Annotated in this window: 24 protein-coding genes; 19 read left to right on the top strand and 5 right to left on the bottom strand. The window is 45.5% G+C overall.

Annotated elements, in window-relative coordinates:
- The first annotated feature begins 10 nt into the window (after window positions 1-10).
- The 5 genes from mnmG to AR442_RS18000 all read left to right on the top strand — a co-directional run bounded on the left by mnmG (window position 11) and on the right by AR442_RS18000 (window position 5507).
- Complete coding sequence (mnmG, locus tag AR442_RS18020; RefSeq protein ID WP_007615086.1) at window positions 11-1897, top strand: tRNA uridine-5-carboxymethylaminomethyl(34) synthesis enzyme MnmG; 1887 nt, start codon at window positions 11-13, stop codon at window positions 1895-1897.
- Between the two features lie 13 nt (window positions 1898-1910).
- Complete coding sequence (gene rsmG, locus AR442_RS18015; protein WP_007409901.1) at window positions 1911-2630, top strand: 16S rRNA (guanine(527)-N(7))-methyltransferase RsmG; 720 nt, start codon at window positions 1911-1913, stop codon at window positions 2628-2630.
- Between the two features lie 121 nt (window positions 2631-2751).
- Window positions 2752-3603, top strand: a complete 852-nt coding sequence (gene noc, locus AR442_RS18010) for a nucleoid occlusion protein (protein ID WP_007615083.1) — start codon at window positions 2752-2754, stop codon at window positions 3601-3603.
- A gap of 298 nt (window positions 3604-3901) precedes the next feature.
- Complete coding sequence (gene soj, locus AR442_RS18005) at window positions 3902-4663, top strand: sporulation initiation inhibitor protein Soj (protein ID WP_007409899.1); 762 nt, start codon at window positions 3902-3904, stop codon at window positions 4661-4663.
- Entirely contained in the window at window positions 4656-5507 is an 852-nt protein-coding gene (locus AR442_RS18000; protein ID WP_004392966.1) for a ParB/RepB/Spo0J family partition protein, read from the top strand. Before soj ends, AR442_RS18000 begins: the two co-directional genes overlap by 8 nt.
- A gap of 29 nt (window positions 5508-5536) precedes the next feature.
- Here AR442_RS18000 and yyaC read toward each other — a convergent pair whose 3' ends face one another.
- Complete coding sequence (gene yyaC / locus AR442_RS17995; protein WP_053285271.1) at window positions 5537-6151, bottom strand: spore protease YyaC; 615 nt, start codon at window positions 6149-6151, stop codon at window positions 5537-5539.
- 200 nt (window positions 6152-6351) lie between these two features.
- Window positions 6352-6636 carry a GNAT family N-acetyltransferase gene (locus AR442_RS17990; protein ID WP_235549102.1) on the bottom strand — a complete coding sequence of 95 codons (285 nt, stop codon included), beginning with the start codon at window positions 6634-6636 and terminating at the stop codon, window positions 6352-6354.
- A gap of 250 nt (window positions 6637-6886) precedes the next feature.
- Between AR442_RS17990 and AR442_RS17985 the strand changes: the two genes are divergently transcribed.
- The 12 genes from AR442_RS17985 (at window position 6887) to AR442_RS17930 (ending at window position 16244) form a co-directional block, all read left to right on the top strand.
- On the top strand, window positions 6887-7912 hold the full coding sequence (locus AR442_RS17985) for a YkvI family membrane protein (RefSeq protein WP_099721928.1): 1026 nt from the start codon (window positions 6887-6889) through the stop codon (window positions 7910-7912).
- An 85-nt stretch (window positions 7913-7997) separates the two neighbouring features.
- Window positions 7998-8204 carry a DUF951 domain-containing protein gene (locus AR442_RS17980; RefSeq protein WP_004392973.1) on the top strand — a complete coding sequence of 69 codons (207 nt, stop codon included), beginning with the start codon at window positions 7998-8000 and terminating at the stop codon, window positions 8202-8204.
- A gap of 46 nt (window positions 8205-8250) precedes the next feature.
- The gene (locus tag AR442_RS17975) at window positions 8251-10254 is read left to right on the top strand and encodes a molybdopterin-dependent oxidoreductase (protein WP_053285272.1); all 2004 of its coding nucleotides are present in this window, start codon (window positions 8251-8253) and stop codon (window positions 10252-10254) included.
- 126 nt (window positions 10255-10380) lie between these two features.
- Window positions 10381-11481, top strand: coding sequence for a redox-regulated ATPase YchF (gene ychF, locus AR442_RS17970; protein ID WP_004392975.1), 1101 nt, complete (start codon window positions 10381-10383; stop codon window positions 11479-11481).
- 111 nt (window positions 11482-11592) lie between these two features.
- Window positions 11593-11880 (top strand): 30S ribosomal protein S6, encoded by a 288-nt coding sequence (gene rpsF / locus AR442_RS17965; RefSeq protein WP_004392977.1) that lies wholly within the window; start codon window positions 11593-11595, stop codon window positions 11878-11880.
- Between the two features lie 39 nt (window positions 11881-11919).
- Window positions 11920-12438, top strand: coding sequence for a single-stranded DNA-binding protein SsbA (gene ssbA / locus AR442_RS17960; protein WP_004392979.1), 519 nt, complete (start codon window positions 11920-11922; stop codon window positions 12436-12438).
- Between the two features lie 43 nt (window positions 12439-12481).
- Window positions 12482-12721: a 30S ribosomal protein S18 gene (gene rpsR, locus AR442_RS17955; protein WP_004392983.1), complete on the top strand. Its 240-nt coding sequence runs from the start codon at window positions 12482-12484 to the stop codon at window positions 12719-12721.
- A 194-nt stretch (window positions 12722-12915) separates the two neighbouring features.
- Window positions 12916-13497 (top strand): bifunctional transcriptional activator/DNA repair enzyme AdaA, encoded by a 582-nt coding sequence (locus AR442_RS17950; RefSeq protein ID WP_017418438.1) that lies wholly within the window; start codon window positions 12916-12918, stop codon window positions 13495-13497.
- Entirely contained in the window at window positions 13494-14051 is a 558-nt protein-coding gene (locus AR442_RS17945) for a methylated-DNA--[protein]-cysteine S-methyltransferase (RefSeq protein WP_053285273.1), read from the top strand. The genes AR442_RS17950 and AR442_RS17945 overlap by 4 nt, the downstream gene beginning before the upstream one ends.
- A complete protein-coding gene (gene xth / locus AR442_RS17940) occupies window positions 14048-14806 on the top strand; it encodes an exodeoxyribonuclease III (protein WP_053285274.1) in 759 nt (252 codons plus the stop codon). The genes AR442_RS17945 and xth overlap by 4 nt, the downstream gene beginning before the upstream one ends.
- Window positions 14807-14868: 62 nt before the next feature.
- A complete protein-coding gene (locus AR442_RS17935) occupies window positions 14869-15807 on the top strand; it encodes a LacI family DNA-binding transcriptional regulator (RefSeq protein WP_014419382.1) in 939 nt (312 codons plus the stop codon).
- Window positions 15808-15863: 56 nt separating this feature from the next.
- Window positions 15864-16244 carry a VOC family protein gene (locus tag AR442_RS17930; protein WP_014419381.1) on the top strand — a complete coding sequence of 127 codons (381 nt, stop codon included), beginning with the start codon at window positions 15864-15866 and terminating at the stop codon, window positions 16242-16244.
- 31 nt (window positions 16245-16275) lie between these two features.
- Here AR442_RS17930 and AR442_RS17925 read toward each other — a convergent pair whose 3' ends face one another.
- Window positions 16276-17607 carry an MFS transporter gene (locus AR442_RS17925; protein ID WP_014419380.1) on the bottom strand — a complete coding sequence of 444 codons (1332 nt, stop codon included), beginning with the start codon at window positions 17605-17607 and terminating at the stop codon, window positions 16276-16278.
- Window positions 17608-17821: 214 nt separating this feature from the next.
- Between AR442_RS17925 and AR442_RS17920 the strand changes: the two genes are divergently transcribed.
- Complete coding sequence (locus tag AR442_RS17920) at window positions 17822-18718, top strand: CPBP family intramembrane glutamic endopeptidase (RefSeq protein ID WP_032863868.1); 897 nt, start codon at window positions 17822-17824, stop codon at window positions 18716-18718.
- Here AR442_RS17920 and AR442_RS17915 read toward each other — a convergent pair.
- On the bottom strand, window positions 18715-20784 hold the full coding sequence (locus AR442_RS17915; RefSeq protein ID WP_014419378.1) for a thioredoxin domain-containing protein: 2070 nt from the start codon (window positions 20782-20784) through the stop codon (window positions 18715-18717). The genes AR442_RS17920 and AR442_RS17915 overlap by 4 nt on opposite strands.
- Window positions 20785-20933: 149 nt before the next feature.
- Window positions 20934-21845 carry a DMT family transporter gene (locus AR442_RS17910; protein WP_014419377.1) on the bottom strand — a complete coding sequence of 304 codons (912 nt, stop codon included), beginning with the start codon at window positions 21843-21845 and terminating at the stop codon, window positions 20934-20936.
- A gap of 128 nt (window positions 21846-21973) precedes the next feature.
- On the opposite strand from AR442_RS17910, the gene pdxR reads away from it, so the two are divergent.
- Window positions 21974-23422, top strand: a complete 1449-nt coding sequence (pdxR, locus tag AR442_RS17905; RefSeq protein WP_014419376.1) for a MocR-like pyridoxine biosynthesis transcription factor PdxR — start codon at window positions 21974-21976, stop codon at window positions 23420-23422.
- Window positions 23423-23440: the final 18 nt, after the last annotated feature.

Raw genomic sequence — 23440 nt, 5'->3', positions numbered from 1 at the left:
GGAAAAAACCATGGGGTATGAAGCAGGCCAATACGACGTGATTGTCATCGGCGCCGGGCATGCCGGTGTTGAGGCTGCCCTCGCATCCGCGCGCCAGGGAGCCAAAACGCTTGTTTTGACGATTAATCTTGATATGGTTGCGTTTATGCCATGTAATCCGTCTGTCGGCGGCCCCGCGAAAGGGATTGTCGTCCGCGAAATTGACGCGCTCGGCGGAGAAATGGCTAGAAATATAGATAAAACTCATATTCAAATGAGAATGCTGAATACAGGAAAAGGTCCGGCCGTACGGGCGCTGCGTGCGCAGGCGGATAAATTCCAATATCAGCACGAAATGAAGCATACGCTGGAAAAAACACCGAATTTGACACTTCTTCAAGGGATTGCCGAGCGTTTAATCATTGAAGACGGAGAGTGCCGCGGTGTCATTACGCAAACCGGTGCTGAATATAAGGCAAAAACGGTCGTGCTGACAACCGGAACGTATTTAAGAGGACGGATCATTCTCGGTGATTTGTCTTACTCAAGCGGTCCGAATAACCAGCAGCCGTCTATTAAACTTTCTGAGCACTTAGAGGAGCTCGGTTTTGATCTCGTCCGTTTTAAAACGGGCACGCCTCCTCGTGTCTCAAGCGATTCCATTGATTACAGCAAAACAGAAATCCAGCCGGGGGACCCGGTTCCGCGCGCTTTCTCATATGAAACGGTTGAATACATTACCGATCAGCTGCCTTGCTGGCTGACTTACACGAGTCCTGAGACTCATGAGATCATCGACAGCAACCTGCATCGTTCGCCAATGTATTCCGGTATGATTAAAGGAACGGGACCGAGATACTGTCCTTCGATTGAAGATAAAGTCGTTCGGTTTAATGATAAACCGCGTCATCAGATTTTCCTTGAGCCGGAAGGCAGAAATACGCAGGAAGTATACGTTCAAGGTTTATCCACGAGTCTTCCTGAGGACGTGCAGCAGCGGATGCTGGCGACCATTCCGGGACTGGAAAAGGTGCAGATGATGAGAGCCGGATACGCGATTGAGTATGACGCGATTGTACCGACGCAGCTCTGGCCTACACTGGAGACGAAAAAAATCCCTAACCTGTACACAGCCGGTCAAATTAACGGTACATCAGGTTATGAGGAAGCAGCCGGGCAAGGAATTATGGCAGGGATCAACGCAGGCCGCAAAGCGCTTGGAAAAGAAGAAGTGATCCTCAGCCGTTCCGATGCTTATATCGGTGTATTGATTGATGATTTGGTAACGAAAGGAACCAATGAACCGTACCGTCTGCTGACTTCACGGGCGGAATACAGACTGCTGCTCCGTCACGACAACGCCGATCTTCGTCTGACGGAAATCGGCCACGATATCGGCTTAATTTCTGATGAGCGCTATGAAGCGTTTGAGAAGAAAAAAGCGGCGATCGAGGCAGAGAAAAAACGTCTCTGGTCTGTTATTATCAAGCCGTCTCCTGAGAATCAGGAATATATCCGTTCACTCGGCGGAAGCGAGCTGAAAGACGGAGTGCGCGGCACAGATTTAATGAAACGTCCGGAAATGAACTATGAAACAGTGACAAAACTTGCACCTGCAGATTCTCCGGTTCCGCAAGATGTGGCGGAACAAGTGGAAATTCAGGTGAAATATGAAGGATATATCGAAAAATCCTTGCAGCAAGTGGAAAAGCTGAAGAAAATGGAAAACAAAAAAATCCCTGATCGGATTGATTATGACGCCATTAAAGGAATTGCTACTGAAGCCCGTCAAAAGCTGAAAGAAGTGCGTCCTTTATCAGTTGCTCAAGCGTCCCGTATTTCCGGCGTCAATCCGGCAGACATTTCAATCCTGCTGGTATACCTGGAGCAGGGCCGTATTGCCAAGGTAGCTGAATAGAAAGGATGACGGCATGAATATAGAGGAATTTACATCCAGTTTAGCGGAGAAAGGGATTTCCCTTTCTGACCGCCAGCTGGAGCAATTCGAGTTGTATTACCGGATGCTCGTGGAATGGAACGAAAAAATGAATCTGACATCCATCACTGAGAAAAAGGAAGTTTATCTCAAGCATTTTTATGATTCGATAACGGCGGCATTTTATATTGATTTTGAAAAGGTCACCACTCTTTGTGATGTCGGCGCCGGCGCCGGTTTTCCAAGCCTGCCCATCAAAATCTGCTTCCCGCATCTGCATGTCACCATCGTCGATTCACTGAATAAGCGGATTACGTTTTTGGAAACTCTCTCTGATGCTTTACAATTAGAGCATACGACATTTGTCCATGACAGAGCGGAGACATTCGGACAGCGGAAAGACGTACGGGAAAGCTTCGATCTCGTGACGGCCCGTGCGGTGGCGCGTCTGTCGGTCCTGAGTGAGCTTTGTCTGCCGCTGGCCAAGAAAAACGGCGTATTTGCCGCACTGAAAGCAGCAGCCGCTGATGAAGAGCTGAAAGCGGGGCAAAAGGCGATTAAAGTATTGGGAGGAGAGCTTGAACAAGTTCATTCCTTTACACTTCCTGTTGAAGAAAGTGAACGGAACATTATGATCATTCGCAAGACGAAAAGCACTCCGAAAAAATATCCGAGAAAACCGGGTACTCCAAATAAATCGCCAATTGAAGGGTAATTTAGACAGCCTGATGTGACAATTCCATCATATTTTCTGCAAAATTGATGAAGATACAGCAGGAAAAACCATGAGAAAATAGAATTATAAAAATGGCAGTTTTTAAAGGTGGTGTAGGTACATGAAGCATTCATTCTCTCGTTTCTTCGGGTTTGGTGAGAAGGAAGAGGAACCGGAGATAGCTGAGCATGATACAAACAAAGAAGAGATACTCGAAATACCGGTACATGCTATCGTTCCCAACCGTTTTCAGCCACGCACCATTTTCTCAGATGAAAAAATCAAAGAGTTAGCAATGACTATCCATACACACGGCATCATTCAGCCGATTGTTGTCAGACATACAGAAGATGAAGGACAATATGAGCTCATTGCGGGTGAAAGGCGCTGGAGAGCGGTACAGACGCTTGAATGGGAGAAGATTCCCGCAATTATTAAAGATTTTTCTGATACGGAAACAGCATCTGTCGCTTTGATTGAAAACCTGCAAAGGGAAGAATTGTCCTCCATTGAGGAAGCTCATGCGTACGCAAGGCTGTTAGAACTTCATGATTTAACACAGGAAGCCTTGGCGCAGCGCTTAGGAAAAGGCCAGTCAACGATTGCGAACAAGCTCCGATTGTTAAAGCTCCCGGAACCGGTCCAGGATGCGATTATGGAGAAAAAAATTACGGAACGTCATGCAAGAGCACTGATTCCGCTCAAACAGCCGGAGCTTCAGGTCACATTGCTTGCGGAAATCATTGAGAAAAGCTTAAACGTCAAGCAGACGGAAGACAGAGTGGTGAAAATGCTTGAACAGAATAAGCAGAAACCAAAGCCGAGACGCAAAGCGTTCAGCAGGGATACAAGAATTGCGATGAATACGATTCGTCAGTCACTGTCCATGGTAGAAGACAGCGGCGTCAGACTGAATACTGAAGAAGAAGAATTCGAAGAGTACATCCAGCTTACCATTCGGATACCTAAATAAAAACTCTCCTGATCAGCAGGGGAGTTTTTATTTTAATCAAAAAACTATTTTGAGATAATGATAGATTTATTGTGCACTATACATTATATATGTAAAATTTTATCTTTTTGTGTCGTGAATTGTCTTTTTACAGTCAAAAAAGTCACATTATCGGAGAACTTATATTAGAAAGTGTCTTTTTCGTTTACATTTTTTTCACTTGCTGATAAACAAATTATGAAAAAAATAAAACGCTTTACTCTTTTTTTGATAAGATAGAAACAAGACAGTACATGTTCATGTGAAGGTAGGTGACATCGTGGGAAAAATCATAGCAATTACGAACCAAAAAGGCGGAGTCGGGAAGACGACGACTTCTGTTAATCTGGGGGCTTGCTTGGCTTACATAGGTAAAAGGGTTCTTCTTGTTGATATTGATCCGCAGGGCAATGCAACGAGCGGATTAGGGATTGAAAAAGCCGATGTGGATCATTGTGTGTACGACATTTTAGTAGATGATGCAGATGTTACAGATATTATTAAACCGACTTCAGTAGAGAACTTAGATGTCATTCCGGCCACGATCCAGCTTGCGGGAGCGGAAATCGAATTGGTTCCGACGATCTCACGGGAGGTCAGGCTGAAAAGAGCATTAGAATCAGTGAAACAAAATTACGATTACATGATTATTGATTGTCCTCCGTCTCTCGGGTTATTAACGATTAATGCGCTTACCGCTTCAGATTCAGTCGTTATCCCGGTTCAGTGCGAATACTACGCTCTTGAAGGATTGAGTCAATTATTAAATACAGTTCGGCTTGTGCAAAAACATTTAAATACCGACTTAATGATAGAAGGAGTGCTTCTGACGATGCTTGATGCCAGAACGAATCTCGGCATTCAAGTGATAGAGGAGGTAAAGAAATACTTTAGAGATAAAGTGTATCAAACCATTATCCCTCGCAATGTCCGTTTAAGTGAGGCGCCGAGTCACGGCAAGCCGATCATATTATACGATCCGCGTTCGAGAGGTGCGGAAGTATATTTAGATTTAGCAAAGGAAGTGGCAGCGAATGGCTAAAGGCGGGCTCGGAAAAGGGATTAACGCGTTGTTTAATCAGGTTGATTTGTCTGAAGAGACAGTGGAAGAGATTAAAATCAGTGATTTGCGCCCCAATCCTTATCAGCCAAGAAAACAATTTGACGATGAGTCATTAGCTGAACTGAAGGAATCCATCATTCAGCATGGCATTCTTCAGCCCATTATCGTGAGAAAATCATTGAAGGGCTATGATATTGTAGCCGGCGAACGCCGTTACCGCGCCGCAAAACTTGCCGGTAAAGAGACAGTGCCGGCTATCGTGCGGGATTTATCTGAATCGCTGATGCGGGAAATCGCTCTTTTGGAAAACCTTCAGCGTGAAGACTTATCACCGCTTGAAGAAGCTCTGGCATATGACTCACTGCTGAAGCATTTGGATTTAACCCAGGAACAGCTCGCTAAACGGCTCGGGAAAAGCAGGCCTCATATTGCCAACCATTTAAGACTGCTGACGCTGCCGGAAAGCATCCAGAACCTCATTGCAGAAGGTACGTTATCCATGGGACACGGCAGAACCTTGCTTGGTTTGAAAAATAAAAACAAGCTTGAACCGCTTGTGAAGAAAGTGGTTGAAGAACAGCTGAACGTCCGTCAGCTTGAGCAGCTGATTCAGCAGTTAAACAACAATGTTCCACGTGAAACAAAGAAAAAAGAACCTGTTCAAGATGTTGTGTTAAAAGAGCGGGAATCGTATTTGCAAAATTACTTCGGAACAACAGTAAATATTAAGAGACAAAAGAAAAAAGGGAAGATTGAGATTGAGTTTTTCTCAAATGAAGATCTTGAACGTATCCTAGAACTATTGTCTGAAAGAGAAGCGTAAAAACCATCTTTTTTTAAAAAGATGGTTTTTTATATACGTCTTGTCAGCTTATGAAACGGACTGAGCCGTTCCTGCCGGCCTTCTGATTTATCTGTCAGCTGTAACCCCTCTGCTAAAACATTTGCCATGCTCATAACAAGATGAAGCCTCGTATTCTGCAGGACAAAATACTCCATAAACCCGCTGACATTGACGATTCCGTTGATATGGACGTCACCGATTTCAGGAAGGTCTTTTTGAACACCTGCTCCGGGCTTCAGCGGTCCATCGCCGATTTGAAATGAGCCTACGCTTTTGACGCGGCCTAAACAAGCATCAACCGCTATAATAAACGGATTTTTATGTAGATGTTGAATATCTTTCAGCTTGTCTTTCATATTGACGGCGTGAACAGGATCTGACAGCGTGCCGTAAACGTACAATCTGCCTAAATTCATTTTTTCTAACTTTGTTCCTACGAGCGGACCTAATGAATCTCCGGTCGACCGATCTGTACCGATACACACGGTGACTAACGGTCTGCCGGCTGCTTTACGTAAAGATGAAGTAAGGATCGCTTGTATTTGATTCGCAGCAGAAGAATCCGTATGAGATACATATTGTTTTGCCCGTTCTTGAGAAAAAAGCCCGCCTTTTCGATTCATAAGGTTCACTTCCTTGTCATGTCATACGAGTATTACATTGTTGTTTTTGGTGTTGTATGGTTGTTTACAGTATATCCAGCGCTGCCTTTTTTTATGCTTATGTCATGATCAGCATGCCGGTTGTTTGAAAAGAGCGGGATAGAAAAAAGAACTCAGAGCAGTTATTCTTTAAGTTCATGAAAGAAATAAGACCATTTGATCTACATTACATATTGCTGATGATCTAATTTCAGCGCTCTTTTTTCTGCAGAAAAGAGGATAAATCCTAACTGAGCGTAGAGTTTTTTTGCGGGTTCATTTGTTGAAGTAACAGAGAGATGGAGCTGTTCTGTGTCTTTCATCTTTTTTGCTTCCGCGCCTGACCTTCGATGTTTGGGGGAAATATACATAGAACCGATAACCGCAATGTGTCTTAGTTTAAACAGCGAATGCTTGGAGATCTTGAGGATTCCTATCAGTCTGTCTTTTTCAAAGGCGCCAAGCACGATGGCATTACCGGATTCAAGCCTCGCGTCCGGGTGATCTTTTAAGCTTTGAGCCTGATATCGGTGTAAGGCTTGGTATCATTTGCGGTTAAACGCTTGAAGTACATGATTTGAGCTCCTTATATAAATAAAATTTTCTGAATAGTCAATCGTCTTTATCATACCATATTTGTCCCATTTGTATGAATGATTGCCGCTGTCACTCAATATAGTAGCAATATGCGGAGATTATCAGAAATTTTATGAGGTGATGAGGGTGTGGAGAGCCGGGATGAAGTGGATGCTGCTCATATTAAGCAGCCAGATTGGGGCTGGGTATGCAAGCGGGCAGGAAATATGGCAGTTTTTCGGTGTCGAAAGCGGACTGGCTATTGTATTGTTTACAGTCATGTTTACGATTTCGGCTTATATTGTGTTGAAGATCAGCTATCGGGTTCAATCAACGCACTTTTTACCTGTGCTTGAGCATCTGATGGGGCCGGCTCTTGCTAAAGTCTATGATGTGCTTATTATGTTTTATTTGTTTTCAATGACGATGGTTATGATTGCCGGCGGCGGTGTGACGCTGCAAATGTACAAGCTGCCGTTTTGGATCGGTATTTTTCTTCTTTGCATTGTGACCGTCGGTTTATTCTTTTGGGATATAAAAGGAATATTATCTCTGAATAGTATTTTGATACCGATTCTTGTAGCGGGGCTGTTATATGCATTGGTCTTTTTTCAGACAACCCATCATTACACGTGGACGATAGATTTGACCCGCCAGTATAATTGGCCGGCAAGCATTACCTTCACGTCCTTAAACATCCTTTCTGTTGTCGCTGTTCTTTCTTCAATCGGGAAAGATATGAAAGGACTGGGAGAAGCGAAAATCGCAAGCGTTGCAAGCGGGCTGATTTTCGGTGTGATTTCATTTGTTTACAATGAAACGCTTGTGCAGCTTTCAGGCAGTCTTACACAATATGAGATGCCTCTTTTCGCCGTCCTTGAAGGCGCTCCTTATCCGTTATTTCTTTGTATGGCCGCCGTGCTTTTTTTAGCCATCTATACGACAACCGTGACCGGTCTGTTCGGGCTTTCCAGCCGCATGCTTGCATTTGTGAAATTGCCGAGATGGACGCTCGTAGCTCTTCTTTTAGCTGTGATGGTGCCTTTTACGACAATCGGTTTTTCAGATTTGATCGCCATTTTATATCCCATTTACGGGCTTTTGAGTCTTTATTTGCTGGTATGTCTTCTTCTTTACCCTATTTTAGGGAGATGGAAAAAAGTATAATGCTCATTTTGAGTGCGGCCGTTGCTCTTATCCTGTCTTTTTTTGTACAATAAATAAAGCAGTCTATGGAGAGAGGTGAAGGGTCTTGGCGGATAAAGACTTTGGCCTGAATGATATTGTTGAAATGAAGAAACCGCATCCTTGCGGTGAAAACAGGTGGAAAATCATTCGGATGGGAATGGATATTCGGATCAAATGCACGGGTTGTTCCCACAGTGTCATGATTCCGAGAAGAGATTTTGAGAGAAAGCTGAAAAAAGTACTCGTCAAGCATGAGGAGCCTACATCATAAGGGCTGGCGCTCATGCTTTTTCATATAGAGGAGAGGAAGAGGCCCGATGAGCAAAGTGCATCAGTCAGCGTGCCCGCTGAATTGCTGGGACAGCTGCGGCTTTTTGGTGACAGTTGAGGATGGAAAGGTGACGAAAGTAGACGGAGACCCGAATCATCCCATTACGGAAGGAAAAATTTGCGGCCGGGGCAGAATGCTGGAGACGAAAACGAATGCGCCGGAACGGCTTCGTTTTCCTTTAAAAAAGAAAGACGGCGAATTTGTCCGCATTTCCTGGGAGCAGGCGTTAGATGAAATCGCGGAAAAAATGGCGGTGATTAAGGAGACGTTGGGCACTGCCGCAGTGCTGCACAGTCATGATTACGCCAATAACGGTCTTTTGAAGGCGCTCGACCAGCGTTTTTTCAATGGATACGGCGGTGTAACGGAGATTGCGGGCAGCATTTGCTGGGGTTCCGGCATTGAAGCGCAGCGCTGGGATTTCGGGCGTTCTTACGGGCATGGACCGCTTGATATTTATCACAGCAAGCATGTGATCGTATGGGGCAGAAACGTGTCCCGGACGAATATGCACCTCTATCATCATCTGCAGCAGGTGAAGAAAAAAGGAGCGACACTGACGGTCATTGATCCTATTTTTAACCCGACTGCAAAGCTTGCCGATCGGTATATATCCGTCAAACCCGGCATGGATGGCTGGCTTGCGGCGGGTGTTTTAAAAATATTATGCCAAACCGGCAGAACCGATTCCGATTTCATTCAAAGGCATTCGGTCGGTTTTGAAGAAATAGAAAAGCTTCTGAAGACGATTTCTTTTGAGGAGATCATTGAGAAAACAGAAACGTCTTTAGAAGTGCTTGAATATCTTGCTGATTTATATGCTGACGGTCCCGCCTCCACTTTTATGGGTCTTGGGATGCAGAGATATAAAAACGGGGGCGGGACGATACGGTGGATTGACGCTTTAGCTGCGGCGAGCGGAAATGTCGGTATCAAAGGCGGCGGCGCAAACTTCGGAAATGTGCAAGTCGGTGAAAGCTTTGCAAAGGCCGAGCTCACCCGTCCTGATCTGAAGAAAAGTTCGAGAACGTTTTCGATGATGACTCAAGCTGAAGAGGCGCTGAATGCAGCCGATCCGCCGATTGAGATGATCATCGTGACGTGCGGCAATCCGCTGACACAGGTGCCGAATACAAAAAAAGTGGAGGAAGCGTTTGAAAAAACACCGGTCACAGTGGCCATTGATTCGGTCATGACCGATACGGCGAAGCTCTGTGACTATGTGCTGCCGACGGCCGTTGTTTTCGAAGAGGAAGATATTTATTATTCCAGCATGTATCATCACTATGTTCAATATGGTAAGAAGCTTGCGGAACCGCAGGGAGAGGCAAAATCAGACCGCTGGATCTGGACGGAACTCGCAAAGCGTCTCGGATTCGGGGAGCTGTTTGATTACAGTACGGGAGATTTCTTAAAAATGGGGCTCTCTTCTTTGGAGAAAGAAGGAATCACCCTTGAGCAATTAAAGGAAAAAGGACATATGCCGCTTCCGGTCAAACAGGTTCCGTGGAGTGATTTTCAATTTTTAACCCCGAGCGGAAAATTTGAATTCGTCTCGTCACTGGCAGAAGAGAAAGGATACAGCGGCCTCCCTCAATTGGAGGTGCCGGAAGAGTCTGTTTATCATGACGCCGGGCTTGCCGGGAAATACCCGTATACGCTGCTGTCCATTCACCCGCAGCGCTCCAATCATTCACAGCACGTGCCGTTTATTGAAAAGCTTCAGCAGATTCAGGTGGATCTGTCGCCGGATATCGCCGAGGAGCTTTCACTTCAAGACGGAGATACGGCAGAGGTATACAATGACCGCGGCCGTCTGCGCGGCAGGGTGAAAATCATGAAGCAGGCTCACCCGAAGACGGTGAATATAGATGAAGGCATGTGGGCGGCATTCGGAGGCTCCGTCAACATGCTCACAAAGGATTCAAATTCCGATAATGGAATGGGAAGTACGCTTTTTGACTGTCTGGTAGCGGTTAAAAAAGGATAATCTAAGGAGAGAGAGGGCTGGAAATGCTTTTTTCTCAGCTTGTCTTTTCCTATGAACCTCCTTATAATTGCTCTAGGTTTACAATACGTTTATACGATGATGGTTTGATATAGAGGAGATGAAAGAATGGCTTTAACTGCTGGAATTGTCGGTTTGCCGAATGTCGGAAAATCGACGTTATTTAATGCAATTACCCAGGCTGGTGCCGAATCAGCCAACTACCCGTTCTGTACAATTGATCCGAACGTGGGAATCGTGGAAGTGCCGGATGAACGTCTGCAAAAGCTGACTGAATTGGTGAACCCGAAAAAAACGGTGCCGACTGCGTTTGAATTCACTGATATCGCGGGGATCGTAAAAGGGGCATCTAAAGGTGAAGGACTCGGAAATAAGTTTCTTTCTCATATCCGTCAGGTAGATGCGATCTGTCACGTTGTACGGGCATTCGCTGATGACAATATTACGCACGTGTCAGGGAAAGTCGATCCGATTGACGATATTGAAACGATCAACCTTGAATTGATTCTTGCCGACATGGAGACAGTCGAAAAACGCATCACGCGTGTAAGCAAGCTTGCGAAGCAAAAAGACAAAGAAGCGGTTTTTGAATTTGACATTCTGTCTAAATTAAAAGAAGCTTTCGAACAAGAAAAGCCTGCCCGTTCCGTTGAATTTACGGAAGAACAGCAAAAGCTTGTGAAGCAGCTTCATTTGCTTACGTCAAAACCCGTGCTTTATGTGGCAAATGTAAGCGAGGATGAAGTGGCTGATCCTTCAGATAATGAATATGTTGCGAAAATCCGGGAGTACGCCGCGGGTGAAAACGCCGAGGTTATCGTCGTCTGCGCGAAAATTGAGTCCGAAATTGCTGAATTGGAAGGCGAAGAAAAGCAAATGTTCCTTGAGGAGCTCGGCATCGAAGAATCAGGTCTTGATCAGCTGATTAAAGCGTCATACTCTCTTCTCGGCCTTGCGACATACTTTACGGCGGGCGAACAGGAAGTGCGCGCATGGACATTCAGAAAAGGCATGAAAGCTCCTGAGTGTGCGGGTATCATCCACACTGACTTTGAACGCGGCTTTATCCGCGCTGAAACGGTTGCTTATGAAGACCTTTTGGCAGGCGGCGGAATGTCCGGAGCGAAAGAAGCCGGAAAAGTGCGTCTGGAAGGTAAGGAATATGTAGTCCAAGACGGAGATGTCATTCATTTCCGATTTAATGTATAGGACACAGTTGTAAAGGGACAAGAGCTTTGGTATAATATAAACTTGTGAGTAATAGAATTATTGCTCCTTGCCCATTATAGGGCCGCTTAGACCAAAAGGAGGTGCAAACAGATGAAAAAGTACGAAGTTATGTACATTATCCGTCCGAACATTGACGAAGAGTCAAAGAAGGCAGTTATCGAGCGTTTCAACAACGTATTGACTTCTAACGGAGCGGAGATCACTGGAACAAAAGATTGGGGTAAACGTCGTCTTGCTTACGAAATCAATGATTTCCGTGACGGTTTCTACCAAATCTTAAACGTTCAGTCTGAAGCTGCAGCGGTTGCTGAATTCGACCGTTTAGCTAAGATCAGTGACGATATCATTCGCCACATCGTTGTTAAAGAAGAAGAATAAGCAATTTGAAATATATAATGTTAAAAGGTGGTCTTTCATATGCTTAACCGAGTTGTATTAGTCGGAAGACTGACAAAAGACCCAGAGCTTCGTTATACGCCAAGCGGTGCGGCTGTCGCCACGTTTACTCTTGCTGTGAATCGTACATTCACGAACCAGTCCGGAGAACGTGAAGCCGATTTCATTAATTGTGTCACTTGGAGAAGACAAGCCGAAAACGTTGCAAACTTTCTTAAAAAAGGAAGCCTTGCCGGCGTAGACGGCCGACTCCAGACAAGAAATTATGAAAATCAGCAGGGACAGCGTGTCTTCGTGACAGAAGTCCAAGCTGAAAGTGTTCAATTTCTTGAGCCTAAAAACAGCGGCGGTTCTGGATCAGGCGGATACAACGAAGGAAACAGCGGCGGAGGCCAATACTTTGGCGGAGGCCAAAATGATAATCCGTTCGGCGGAAATCAGAACAACCAGAGACGAAATCAAGGGAACAGCTTTAATGATGATCCATTTGCCAACGACGGCAAGCCGATTGACATCTCGGATGATGATCTTCCGTTCTAATAGATTATCGCTATATTCATAACGAGAAAGGTGGGAAATGACAATGGCAGGAGGACGCAGAGGCGGTCGTGCGAAACGCCGTAAGGTTTGTTACTTCACTTCTAACGGCATTACGCACATCGATTACAAAGATGTAGATCTTCTTAGAAAGTTTGTTTCTGAGCGTGGTAAAATCTTACCTCGCCGTGTAACTGGAACAAACGCGAAATACCAACGTAAATTGACTATCGCGATCAAACGCGCACGTCAAATGGCTTTACTTCCATACGTAACTGGCGAGTAAGCCGAAAGAAAAGAGCAAGAGCCTGCGGGCTCCTGCTCTTTTTTTATATCAGTACCCCTCCATCCTGCCGAAATGTTTCACATGAAACATGGAAGTGCTCCTGACACCTATATCTTTGTTATCTTGCTCCTCTATTCAAAAACGCGTACTTATGCAATGAATTTGTTTATACTGAAAAACAGGGGGTGGCTGAGATGGAGACAGACAGAAATATCCTGACTGATGAAAAGTGGAGCGCAATCATACGCAATGATGCTTCTTATGACGGAGTATTTTATTATGCAGTAAAAACGACGGGGATTTTCTGCCGGCCTTCTTGTAAATCGAGAGTTCCGAATAAAGAAAACGTGCTGGTGTTTGATACGGCTGATGCAGCGCTCGAGAGACATTTTCGTCCCTGTAAAAGGTGCCGGCCGAACGGTCTTCGTCTTCCTGATGAAGAATGGATTGCTCAAATCATTGAATACATTGAACGCCATTATCACGAATCTCTGACTCTGAGTGTACTGGCCGAAATGTGTCACGGCAGCCCCTATCATTTACAGCGGACATTTAAAAAAATCAGGGGAATGTCCCCTATTGCGTATATACAGAAAATAAGATTGTCGAAGGCGGAACACCTTTTAAAGCATACTGATATGACAGTCATGGAGATCGCTCTGACTGTCGGAATTCCAAACACAGCGCATTTCGCGACCCTTTTTAAAAAGGGAACCGGGAGTTCGCCCACAGAATACAGAAAAACGGCCAAAATGGGACAGGGAGGTTCAATATGAGTAAAGAGCCTATGATCTATTGGACACTCTTCACACGGAATGATTGGAGCCTGTATACAGCCGCCACATCTAAGGGGCTTTGCTTTATAGGGTCAAATCATGGAAGCTTTGAAGAGCTTGAGCAGTGGGCAAAAAAAGCAATACCGCAATACCGATTGGCACGTGATGATAAAAAGCTGGCGTCTTACACGGCAGAGCTGTCCGAGTACATCGACAATGGCAGATCAGCTTTTTCAGTGCCGGTGGATCTTTACGGGACAGAATTTCAGCTTGCTGTATGGAAAGCGCTTATGGACATACCGTACGGCGAGACATACTCCTATTCGGATATAGCAGAAATGATTCAGAAACCGGCAGCCGTAAGAGCCGTGGGCGCCGCGATTGGAAAAAATCCGGTATTGATTACGGTTCCGTGCCATCGCGTTATCGGGAAAAACGGGAAACTGACCGGATTCAGAGGCGGTTTAGAAATGAAAAAGCAGCTGCTGGCATTAGAGGGCGGAAACATTGAAACACTGGAATACCGGCTGAGCCGGACAGGAGGGAACACATGAAACTGATTTCTTGGAATGTAAACGGCTTGCGTGCCGTGATGAAAAAGATAGATATCAATACTTACGTTCAGGAAACGGCAGCGGATATTCTATGTCTGCAAGAAACAAAAGTACAGGACGGACAAGTATCATTACAGCCTGAAGGATATCACGCCTATTGGAACTATGCGGTGAAAAAAGGCTACTCAGGCACGGCTGTTTTTTCGAAAGAAAAGCCGCTGCACATGTTCTATGGACTGGGGATTGACGACCATGATCAAGAAGGACGGGTGATCACGCTTGAATTTGAAAACGTGTTTGTCGTCAACTGTTACACGCCAAATGCCAAACGCGGATTAGAGCGAATTGATTACCGTCTTCAATGGGAAGCCGATTTTAAGGATTATCTGCAGAAGCTTGACCGGAAGAAGCCCGTGATATTATGCGGCGATCTGAATGTCGCACACAGGGAGATAGACTTAAAAAATCCGAAAGCCAACCGGAAGAACGCCGGTTTCTCGGATCAGGAGCGGGAAGCGTTCAGCGCCCTGCTGAACGCCGGATTTACCGACTCATTCCGCTATTTATATCCTGATCGGGAAGGTGCCTATTCCTGGTGGTCTTACAGGACGAACGCACGTGAGAAAAACATCGGCTGGCGGCTTGATTACGTCATTGTTTCAGACAGACTGAAGCCGCGGATCAGCGAAGCGGCCATTTGTGCCGATATCATGGGTTCTGACCATTGCCCTGTTGAAATGACAGTGGATTTATGATGAGATAGCAGTAAGAGAAATCCACTCTTGCTGCTTTTTTATCACTGAAAATGGAGGAGCACATGGCAAATATAAAAGAGATTGCGAAACTGGCGAATGTGTCGGTGGCCACCGTATCACGCGTGTTAAACCGACACCCGTACGTATCTGAGGAGAAAAGGCGTCTTGTGAATCAAGTGATGAAGGAGCTGGATTATACCCCTAATCGAACCGCCATTGATCTGATTCGCGGAAAGACCAATACAATCGGCGTGATTTTGCCGTACAGCGACCATCCCTGCTTTGACAAAATTGTAAACGGTATCACGAAGGAAGCGTTTGCCCATGATTACGTGACAACCCTTCTCCCCACCAACTATGACCCCGCTATAGAGTTGACATATTTCGAACTGCTGAAAATGAAAAAGATTGACGGACTGATTGTCACGTCCCGTGCGAATGAATGGGAAACCGCCGTACCTTACCTGGAATACGGTCCCATTGTCGCTTGTGAATATACACAGCATCAAGAGATTCCCTGCGCTTATAATGACAGGCAGGCAGCATACAGAGAAAGCTTTTTGTATTTGAAGAACCGCGGGCATCAAGACGTTGCTTTTACATGTGTGCGGGAAGCGGAAAAAAGCCCGAGTACGGCCGACAAGGTAACCGCATATAAGGCGGTTTTCGGCTCTCTTGATGAAACCCGCATTCTGGTCGGATGCCATGATATGGACGACGGAAAGCGGGCGGGTGAGCACTTCCGGGGTTTCGACAAGGTGCCGACGGCCATCTATGCGCACAGTGATGATGTGGCTGCCGGCTTGTACCAGTTTGCGAAAGAACAGAAATGGGACGCGGAGATCATCGGCGAGGGAAATCTGAGCGTCAGCCGGGCATTGAATATTCCATCCCTGGAACTTCATTTGGAACGGGTCGGAAAGGAAGCATTTTTGCTGTTTTTTCACGAAGAAACGGCTAAAAAACAAATTATGCATCAATTTCAGCGGAAAAATTCTTGAGCTGAAATGGGTTTCATGCTTTATAACTAGATTGAGAAAAAAAGGGAGGCGGACATATGCGAATTGAACATGCAGCGATATGGGTGAAAGATTTAGAACGGATGAAAGAGTTTTATGAGACATACTTCGGCGCCAAGGCCAATGACCTTTATCATAATGAGAAAAAAGATTTCAAATCGTATTTTCTGACATTTGACTCCGGATGCAGGCTGGAACTTATGAAAAAAGGCGGCATTGATGAAGCGCCGTCACAGAATATGACCGGATGGGCGCATCTCGCATTTTCTACAGGCAGCAAGGAGCGGGTGAATGAATTGACGGAGACGTTTAAAAACGATGGATTTCAGGTCGTAAGCGGCCCGCGCGTGACGGGTGACGGATATTATGAGAGTGTGATAGAGGATTGGGAAGGCAATTTGATAGAAATCACAGTGTAACAGTGCGGGGGAACCCGCACTGTTTTATTGATTAAATTTGCTGTGCATTTGTTTTCGGGCCGAAGAGGATTAACAAAACGGAACATAAAAGCCAGCAGCCGCCGATGAACAAAAAGACGCTGATGTAGCCGAGCTTAACGGCAATAAATCCGACGAGCAGGGAGCCGAATATATTGGAAAAACGACCGAGCCCGTACGCCAGCCCGCTCCCGGCCGAGCGATATTCCGTAGGATACGGCTCCGATGTATATGCGTATAAGTTTGAGGTGAAAATCCGTTCCGTGACGTTGACGACAAATCCAAACACAATAATCATGATGGGAATAAACGTCATGCCGTATAACAGTCCGGCAATGGCAGTCAGAAAAGCGCTTGCGGCCAGAATCCATTTCCTTTGGAACGTCTCGGATATCATGGAACCGAGCAATGCGCCAAGCGGCGCGCCGACAGAGTGAAGCACATTGTACCACAGCGTTTTTTCCATGGTGATGCCGTTGCTTTTCAGCAGGCTGGGCACCCATGAAGCAAAGCCGTAAAAGCCAAAGGTTTCAAGAATCCATACCGCTGACAGGATGATGGTGATCTTTAAATTCCTGCCCTGAAACAGCCCTAAGTAGCCTGCGTGCTTCACTGTATGTACTTCAGCCGCCTCTTTTGGCGCGGGAAGCGGGCCTTTTTCTTTCTCTATACGTGCTTCAAGACGGTTCATAATGGTGTTTGCCTGATCATATGCGCCCCGATTTTCGTGCCAGCGCGGCGATTCCTCAAGCCGGCGGATAAAAAAGAAATAAATGAGACCGGCCGCCCCCCATACGAATACGAGCCGCCACCCCCATGAGCCTAAAGGAATGACAAAAGCGGAAACAACGTTTGTGACGGGAACGCCGATCAGTCCGATCATGGCGCAAAGGGAGATGTATTTTCCTCGTACGGAGGATGGAAAAAATTCCGCCAAATAGCTGTTCGTCACAATCATGGCGGCCGCGACGCCGAGCCCGGTCAAGAAGCGGAAAATCATTAAGGACGGAATGTCCCATGCCAGCGCATTCAGAAAAGATGAGATCGAAAAGACAAGGACAAAACAATTCAGCGCTTTTTTCCTGCCGATCCGATCGGACAGCCTTCCGCCGATGGACGCGCCTAAAAACATGCCCAGGAAGGATGCGGCCGTAATGTCGGCAATGGTGGACAGCTTCACGCCCCAATGCTCAATCAGCGCCGGAGCCACGTTGCTGAGCGTAAACAGATCAGCGAGATCGAAAAAATAGATGATTCCGAGAGCGGTTAATACTTGATAGTGCACACGCGAAATGGGGAGACGGTCTAATCGGTTCGCTACATTTGAGAATGTCTGATGTTTCATAAAAAACCCCCTGACTTTGCAATTGTAATCAGAAAATACTGTAAATTTATCTGACGAATACATTATAAAGGTCTTTTTTTGGCAAAAACAGAGTGTAAATAACCAGAGCCAAAGGAAACGGCATAGCGCTTTCTTCTTAAAATATATAACATTTCCTATATCTGTTTCTGTTTATATTGTAAAATGTTGAAGGAAAGGAAGTTGATGCATAAATATGAATACGTTTGTACGGCCAGCAGAGGGAAGAAATAGTGTATCGAGATATCTCCTTTCTCTGTTGGTCATTGTGGGTTTGTTCTTTTTCGGAAGCATACTGACCGTGTTTTATATGTTTCTCACGTCCGCTTTCAATCCTTCACTGACGATAAATTGGGATGAGGGGGCATTAAGTGACCCGCTGGCGGATATTTATTTACAGCATATCGTCTATTTCATAGCGATTCCGGGCATTTGGATAGCGGTTCGTTTCATTATGAAACGGCGGTTTTTATCCATCATCTCACCGAATCAGTCGCTGAACTGGAAGAGAATTTTCTTTGGATTCGGCACATATGTTGTGCTGATGTTTGTCGCGGGGCTGATTGATTTTACAATTCATCCGGATCGTTTCATGCTTCAGGAATTCCATGCTTCACGTTTTCTGCTGCTGTTAGCGGCGGCCGTCTTGTTGGTGCCGATTCAAACCTCTGCGGAGGAATTTCTCTTTCGCGGTTTTCTGCTTCAGTTCGCCGGAAAATTGACGGCAAACGCGGTGGTTCTGACAGTCATTATCGGCGGATTATTCGGCGCACTTCATTTCGGAAATCCGGAGATGGAAAATGGAGCTCTCTGGGCGGGAATCGGATATGTCACCATCGGCATGATCTGGACCTTTATCACGATTAAAACGGGCAGTCTGGAGATGTCCCTTGGCGGTCACGCTGCCAATAATATGTTTTTATTTATCTTTCTCACAGAGGATCATTCGGTGTACGGCGGCATTCCATCGATATTTACAACAGCAGCCGGCGGCTATGAAATATATGATTGCATATCGACTCTGGTGATCAATATTATCTTCGCATGGCTCGCGTTCCGTTTTGTGAAAAAAGAAAAGCAGCAGGCCGCCTAGGCTCTGCTGCTGATTTGTAAGGTGTTCATCGCTTCATCAATATCCGTCGTCGGCCTCCGGCAGGCGAAATTCTCGCAAATGTAGACCGTTGTCTTTCCGTCGATCATTTGATAACCCGCGGCAAAGTCAGAAATGCCTTTAAGCTCATCCGGATGTTCTGCGGCGAGAATCGTATAGGCGGGAGTGAAATGCTCCTGAAGCGCCTCAATGAAACGTTTTCTGTCCGGGTCATCTTTGCTTCCGAAAACAACGATTTCTTTTTGGGGCATTGTATGTGCCAGTACGCTTTGCATGAAGAAAGCGTTGCTGCTCGGATAGGCCTCTATTTCCCGTTTGAACACGGAAAACATCGCTTCGGCTTTTTCAATCAGTGATATGTCACCCGTCAGGCGGCCGAGACGAAGCAGCTGTACGGCAGCCGCGCTGTTTCCGGAAGGCACGGCCCCGTCATAAACCTCTTTTTCCCTGACAAGAAGGGTTTCGGCATCATTCCCCGTAAAGAAGAAGCCTCCGTGCCGTTCATCCCAGAACAGCTCCAGCATGCTTGTACATAACGTTTTCGCTTTCTGCAGATAAGACGGATGAAAACCCGCTTCATACAGTTCAAGGTAAGCCCAGATGAGAAAAGCGTAATCATCGATAAACCCTTTGTTTTTCACTTCGCCCTCGCGATAGCGGACCATGACGCGCCCGTCCGGCATGAGGTGCCGTTCGAGAAAGCGGATCGCTGTTTCCGCCATGCTGAGAAAGTCAGGCTCGTGAAATACCTTTGCGGCCTTTGCCAGCCCGGCAATCATGAGCGCGTTCCATGAGGTCAGCACTTTGTCATCTGTATGCGGATAGCTTCTGTTTTCACGCGCCTCCAGCAATTTTGTTCTTGCCTCTTCAAGGCGTTCGGCCAGCTCATTTCCGGTGAGGCCGGTCTCTTCGAGGATGGCCTCACGCCGCGTGAAAATGAGGTGCGGGATGTTTTCGCCTTCAAAATTGCCTTGATCTGTGATGTTATACACCTTGCAGTAAAGCGGGCCGAGTTCATCACCGAGAAGATTCATGATTTCTTTTTTGGACCATATGTAATATTTCCCCTCACGGCCTTCAGTATCGGCGTCTAAAGCTGAGAAAAAGCTGCCGTCTTCATGCATCATTTCCCGCTGAATAAACGTTACGATCTGCATCGCAATCTGTTTGTAGCGCTCATTGCCCGTGACTTGGTAGGCTTCTGTATATGCGGGCAGGAGAAGGGCGTTGTCATACAGCATTTTCTCAAAATGCGGCACGAGCCATTCATTATCAGTCGAGTAGCGGGCGAATCCGAACCCGATGTGGTCAAAAATCCCGCCGTTCGCCATGCCGTCGAGTGTCTTGGTTACGCCGGCCAAAGCCTGTTCCTTGCCCGTATAGCTGTAGTAGCGAAGCAGAAACATGAGCATATGCGGCATCGGAAATTTCGGAGCCTGGCCGAACCCGCCGTACACCGTATCAAACCCGCCGGCCAGCTGGCGATACGTGTCATGAACCGCCTGTTCGCCAAGCATGCCCTCGGCCGGGTGAATCTTGACTTCAAGATGAGCGGCGGCGTTTTCGGCGATATCCTCGACATGCTGCCGGTCATTCGCAAACGTTTCGGACAGATGTTCAAGCACATCAATAAAACCCGGACGGTTATATTTGCTTGTCTTCGGAAAATACGTCCCCGCATAAAACGGCTTTTGATCTGGTGTGACGAACACGTTCAGCGGCCACCCGCCCTGCCCCGTCATCAGCTGGCAGATTCTCATATACACGGAATCCACATCAGGCCGCTCTTCACGATCAACCTTGATGGCTATGAATTTATCGTTTAACATACCGGCGATCTCTTCGTCCTCAAAAGATTCGTGGGCCATTACATGGCACCAGTGACAAGTCGAATAGCCGATGCTGACAAGAACCGGCTTGTTTTCGCGTTTCGCTTTTTCAAAGGCTTCTTCTCCCCAAGGGTGCCAGTTTACGGGATTATGGGCGTGTTGGAGCAGATAGGGGGACTTCTCCGTGATTAGACTGTTGGGTTTACTATTGTTTGGCATGGGCTCACCTGCTTTCTCTTATTATTTGTACGTTTAACATACCACAATCCTCTAAAAAAATTCATACACTCAACTTTGTGAACCAAACCCAAGTCATTAAAAAGGAGAACGGCTTATGACTCTATTTTCAGGGTTAAACTTCATCCGCCTTATTGCTTTTTAGATAAGAAATAAGGATTTAAAATCTTTATCATTTTATTTACTGTTAGATAAGTGAAACACACCCCGGCGACTGTAACCATCCCGCCTGTCAGTGCAATAAACGCAGGTACTTCACCTAACCACACCCAAGAAATGGCCAAGGCTACGGCTGGTGTTAAATAAAGTGAAATGGCTGCTTCTGAAACACCGACGAGTGAAGTTACATATGCAAGTGCAAAGTAAGGCACAACCGTTGGTAATAAACCTAAGTAAACGATAGACAATGTTGAGTTCATTGAAGCGTTCAAAAACTCTTCCCCTAAGCCAGGCAGAAATACAAGCATAGGCATTGTCCCGCCCCAAATAGTGAATGTAACGAATGGAATAAATCCATATTTTTTTATATAGCGGGCTTGAAAAACGAAATAAATACTCTCCGAAAAAGCTGCCAGCAGGATTAACAAAATGCCGTTCACTGAATGTGTATAGTTTCCTGCCCCAAATGTAATGATCAACACACCTAATAAACTTATGATAGAGCCAATCCATTTATAAAGCCCAAACTGTTCACCAAAAAACAGACGAGATAACATTGCAGAAAAAATAGGTGTCATGGTCACGAGTAAGCTTGCTACCCCTGCGCTGACTGTTTTTTCTCCGATATTCAGCAAAATGTGATATAGTGCAAAACCTAAAAATCCTAAAGATAAAATAGCAGGGATATCCTTCATGTCAGGTAAACGCATATGAGTCAAAACAGCAAAAACGACCAGTGCCATTGACCCAATCAACAAGCGAAACAAAGCGAGGTGTTCCGGCGTGTAACTCTCCAAACCCGCGCGAATTCCCGGGAAAGCTGAGGCCCACAACCCAATCATCAGACTGTAAGATATACCGATTCGAACTGTTTTCTTTCGCATCTTTCTCACTCCTCTTTACAAAAACCAACCAGTTATTTAATGTGTTTCTATATTAATAAAGATTTGATGATATGACTTCAACCAGTTAAATAGATTTTGACCCAACCACTTTAAGGAGGATACTTTTTATGAGCGCTCCAGAAGAAAAAAAGATGAAAAAGCTTCCTAAGTACATACAAATCATTCAATTTATAAAAGAGAAAATAGGAAATGGAGAATGGCCGATTGGAAGTAAGATTCCAAGCCAGCGCACGCTTGCCAAACACTTTGAGGTGAACAGGAGCACAGTCATTACAGCTTTAGAGGAATTGACGGCGGATGGATTAATCGAAGGCAGAATGGGCAAAGGGACAGTTGTTACGAACAATACATGGACACTTTTGGCTAAGAATTCCGCCCCCGATTGGGATCAGTATGTAACCTCCGGAATCCAGCAGCCAAGCCAAAAAATCGTTCAAGAGATCAATAAATCAGAATCAAATTCCGATCTTATACAGCTCAGTAAAGGAGAACTTTCACATGAGATTTTTCCTTTAGCTGCTATGAAAAAGATGATGGGAAAGGTATCTCAAAACATAGAGGCATTCGGGTATGAGGAACCAAAAGGATATTTGCCTTTGAGAGAGGCATTAAGCGGCTATTTAAGAACAATCGGTATTCAAGCTTCATCTTCTTCCATTCTTATTGTTTCTGGAGCGCTGCAAGCCTTGCAGCTGATATCAATGGGGCTTTTGCAAAGGGGATCGACCGTTTATCTTGACCAGCCTTCCTATCTTTATTCATTACACGTATTTCAATCAGCCGGTATGAAGCTGACTGGAGTTCCTATGGATAATGATGGACTTTTGCCGGAACATATCCACATGGCAAGGGGGGAACGGGGAAGGGCTATTTTATATACAAATCCTTGTTTTCATAATCCGACAGGTATTTTAATGTCAAAAAAGAGGCGAGAAGAAATCCTTGCGGCAAGTGAGAATGCACAGCTTCCCATTATTGAAGATGATATTTATCGTGAGTTATGGATCGATGAAATTCCTCCAGATCCTATTAAAACAATAGATAAAAATGGGCATGTGCTTTACATAGGCAGTTTATCGAAAACATTAAGTCCGGGTTTGAGGATTGGATGGATCGTCGGGCCGGAACCAGTGATTGAACGTTTATCCGACATAAAAATGCAAACAGATTACGGCTCCAGTTCGTTATCCCAGAGAGTAGCGGCAGAGTGGTTTACATCCGGTGAATACCAGCAGCATCTAGAACAGGTGAGAAGTCAATTAAAGGTGAGAAGACAATTGGTCATGAGTCTCTTAGAAACCAATTTGAAGAATGTCGCTACATGGAATATGCCGAAGGGAGGATTCTTTGTCTGGGTAAAAATATTGCCTTCACTATCTATGAAATTACTTTATACAAAAGCTTTGACAAAAGGGATACTTCTCAATCTCGGCAGTATCTATGCTCAAGAAAAAGGGAACTATATTCGCTTATCATATGCTTATGCATCTCTTGAAGACCTTCAAAAGGGAATTTATGAATTGGGTTTGATGATTAAGGAATTGGCAAGCAGATAAATATATAATGATTACTTT

Source organism: Bacillus velezensis (assembly GCF_001461825.1).
Taxonomy (GTDB): Bacteria; Bacillota; Bacilli; order Bacillales; family Bacillaceae; genus Bacillus; species Bacillus velezensis.
Note: the sequence above shows the minus strand (reverse complement) of the source record. Positions and strands in the feature narration are given on the sequence as shown.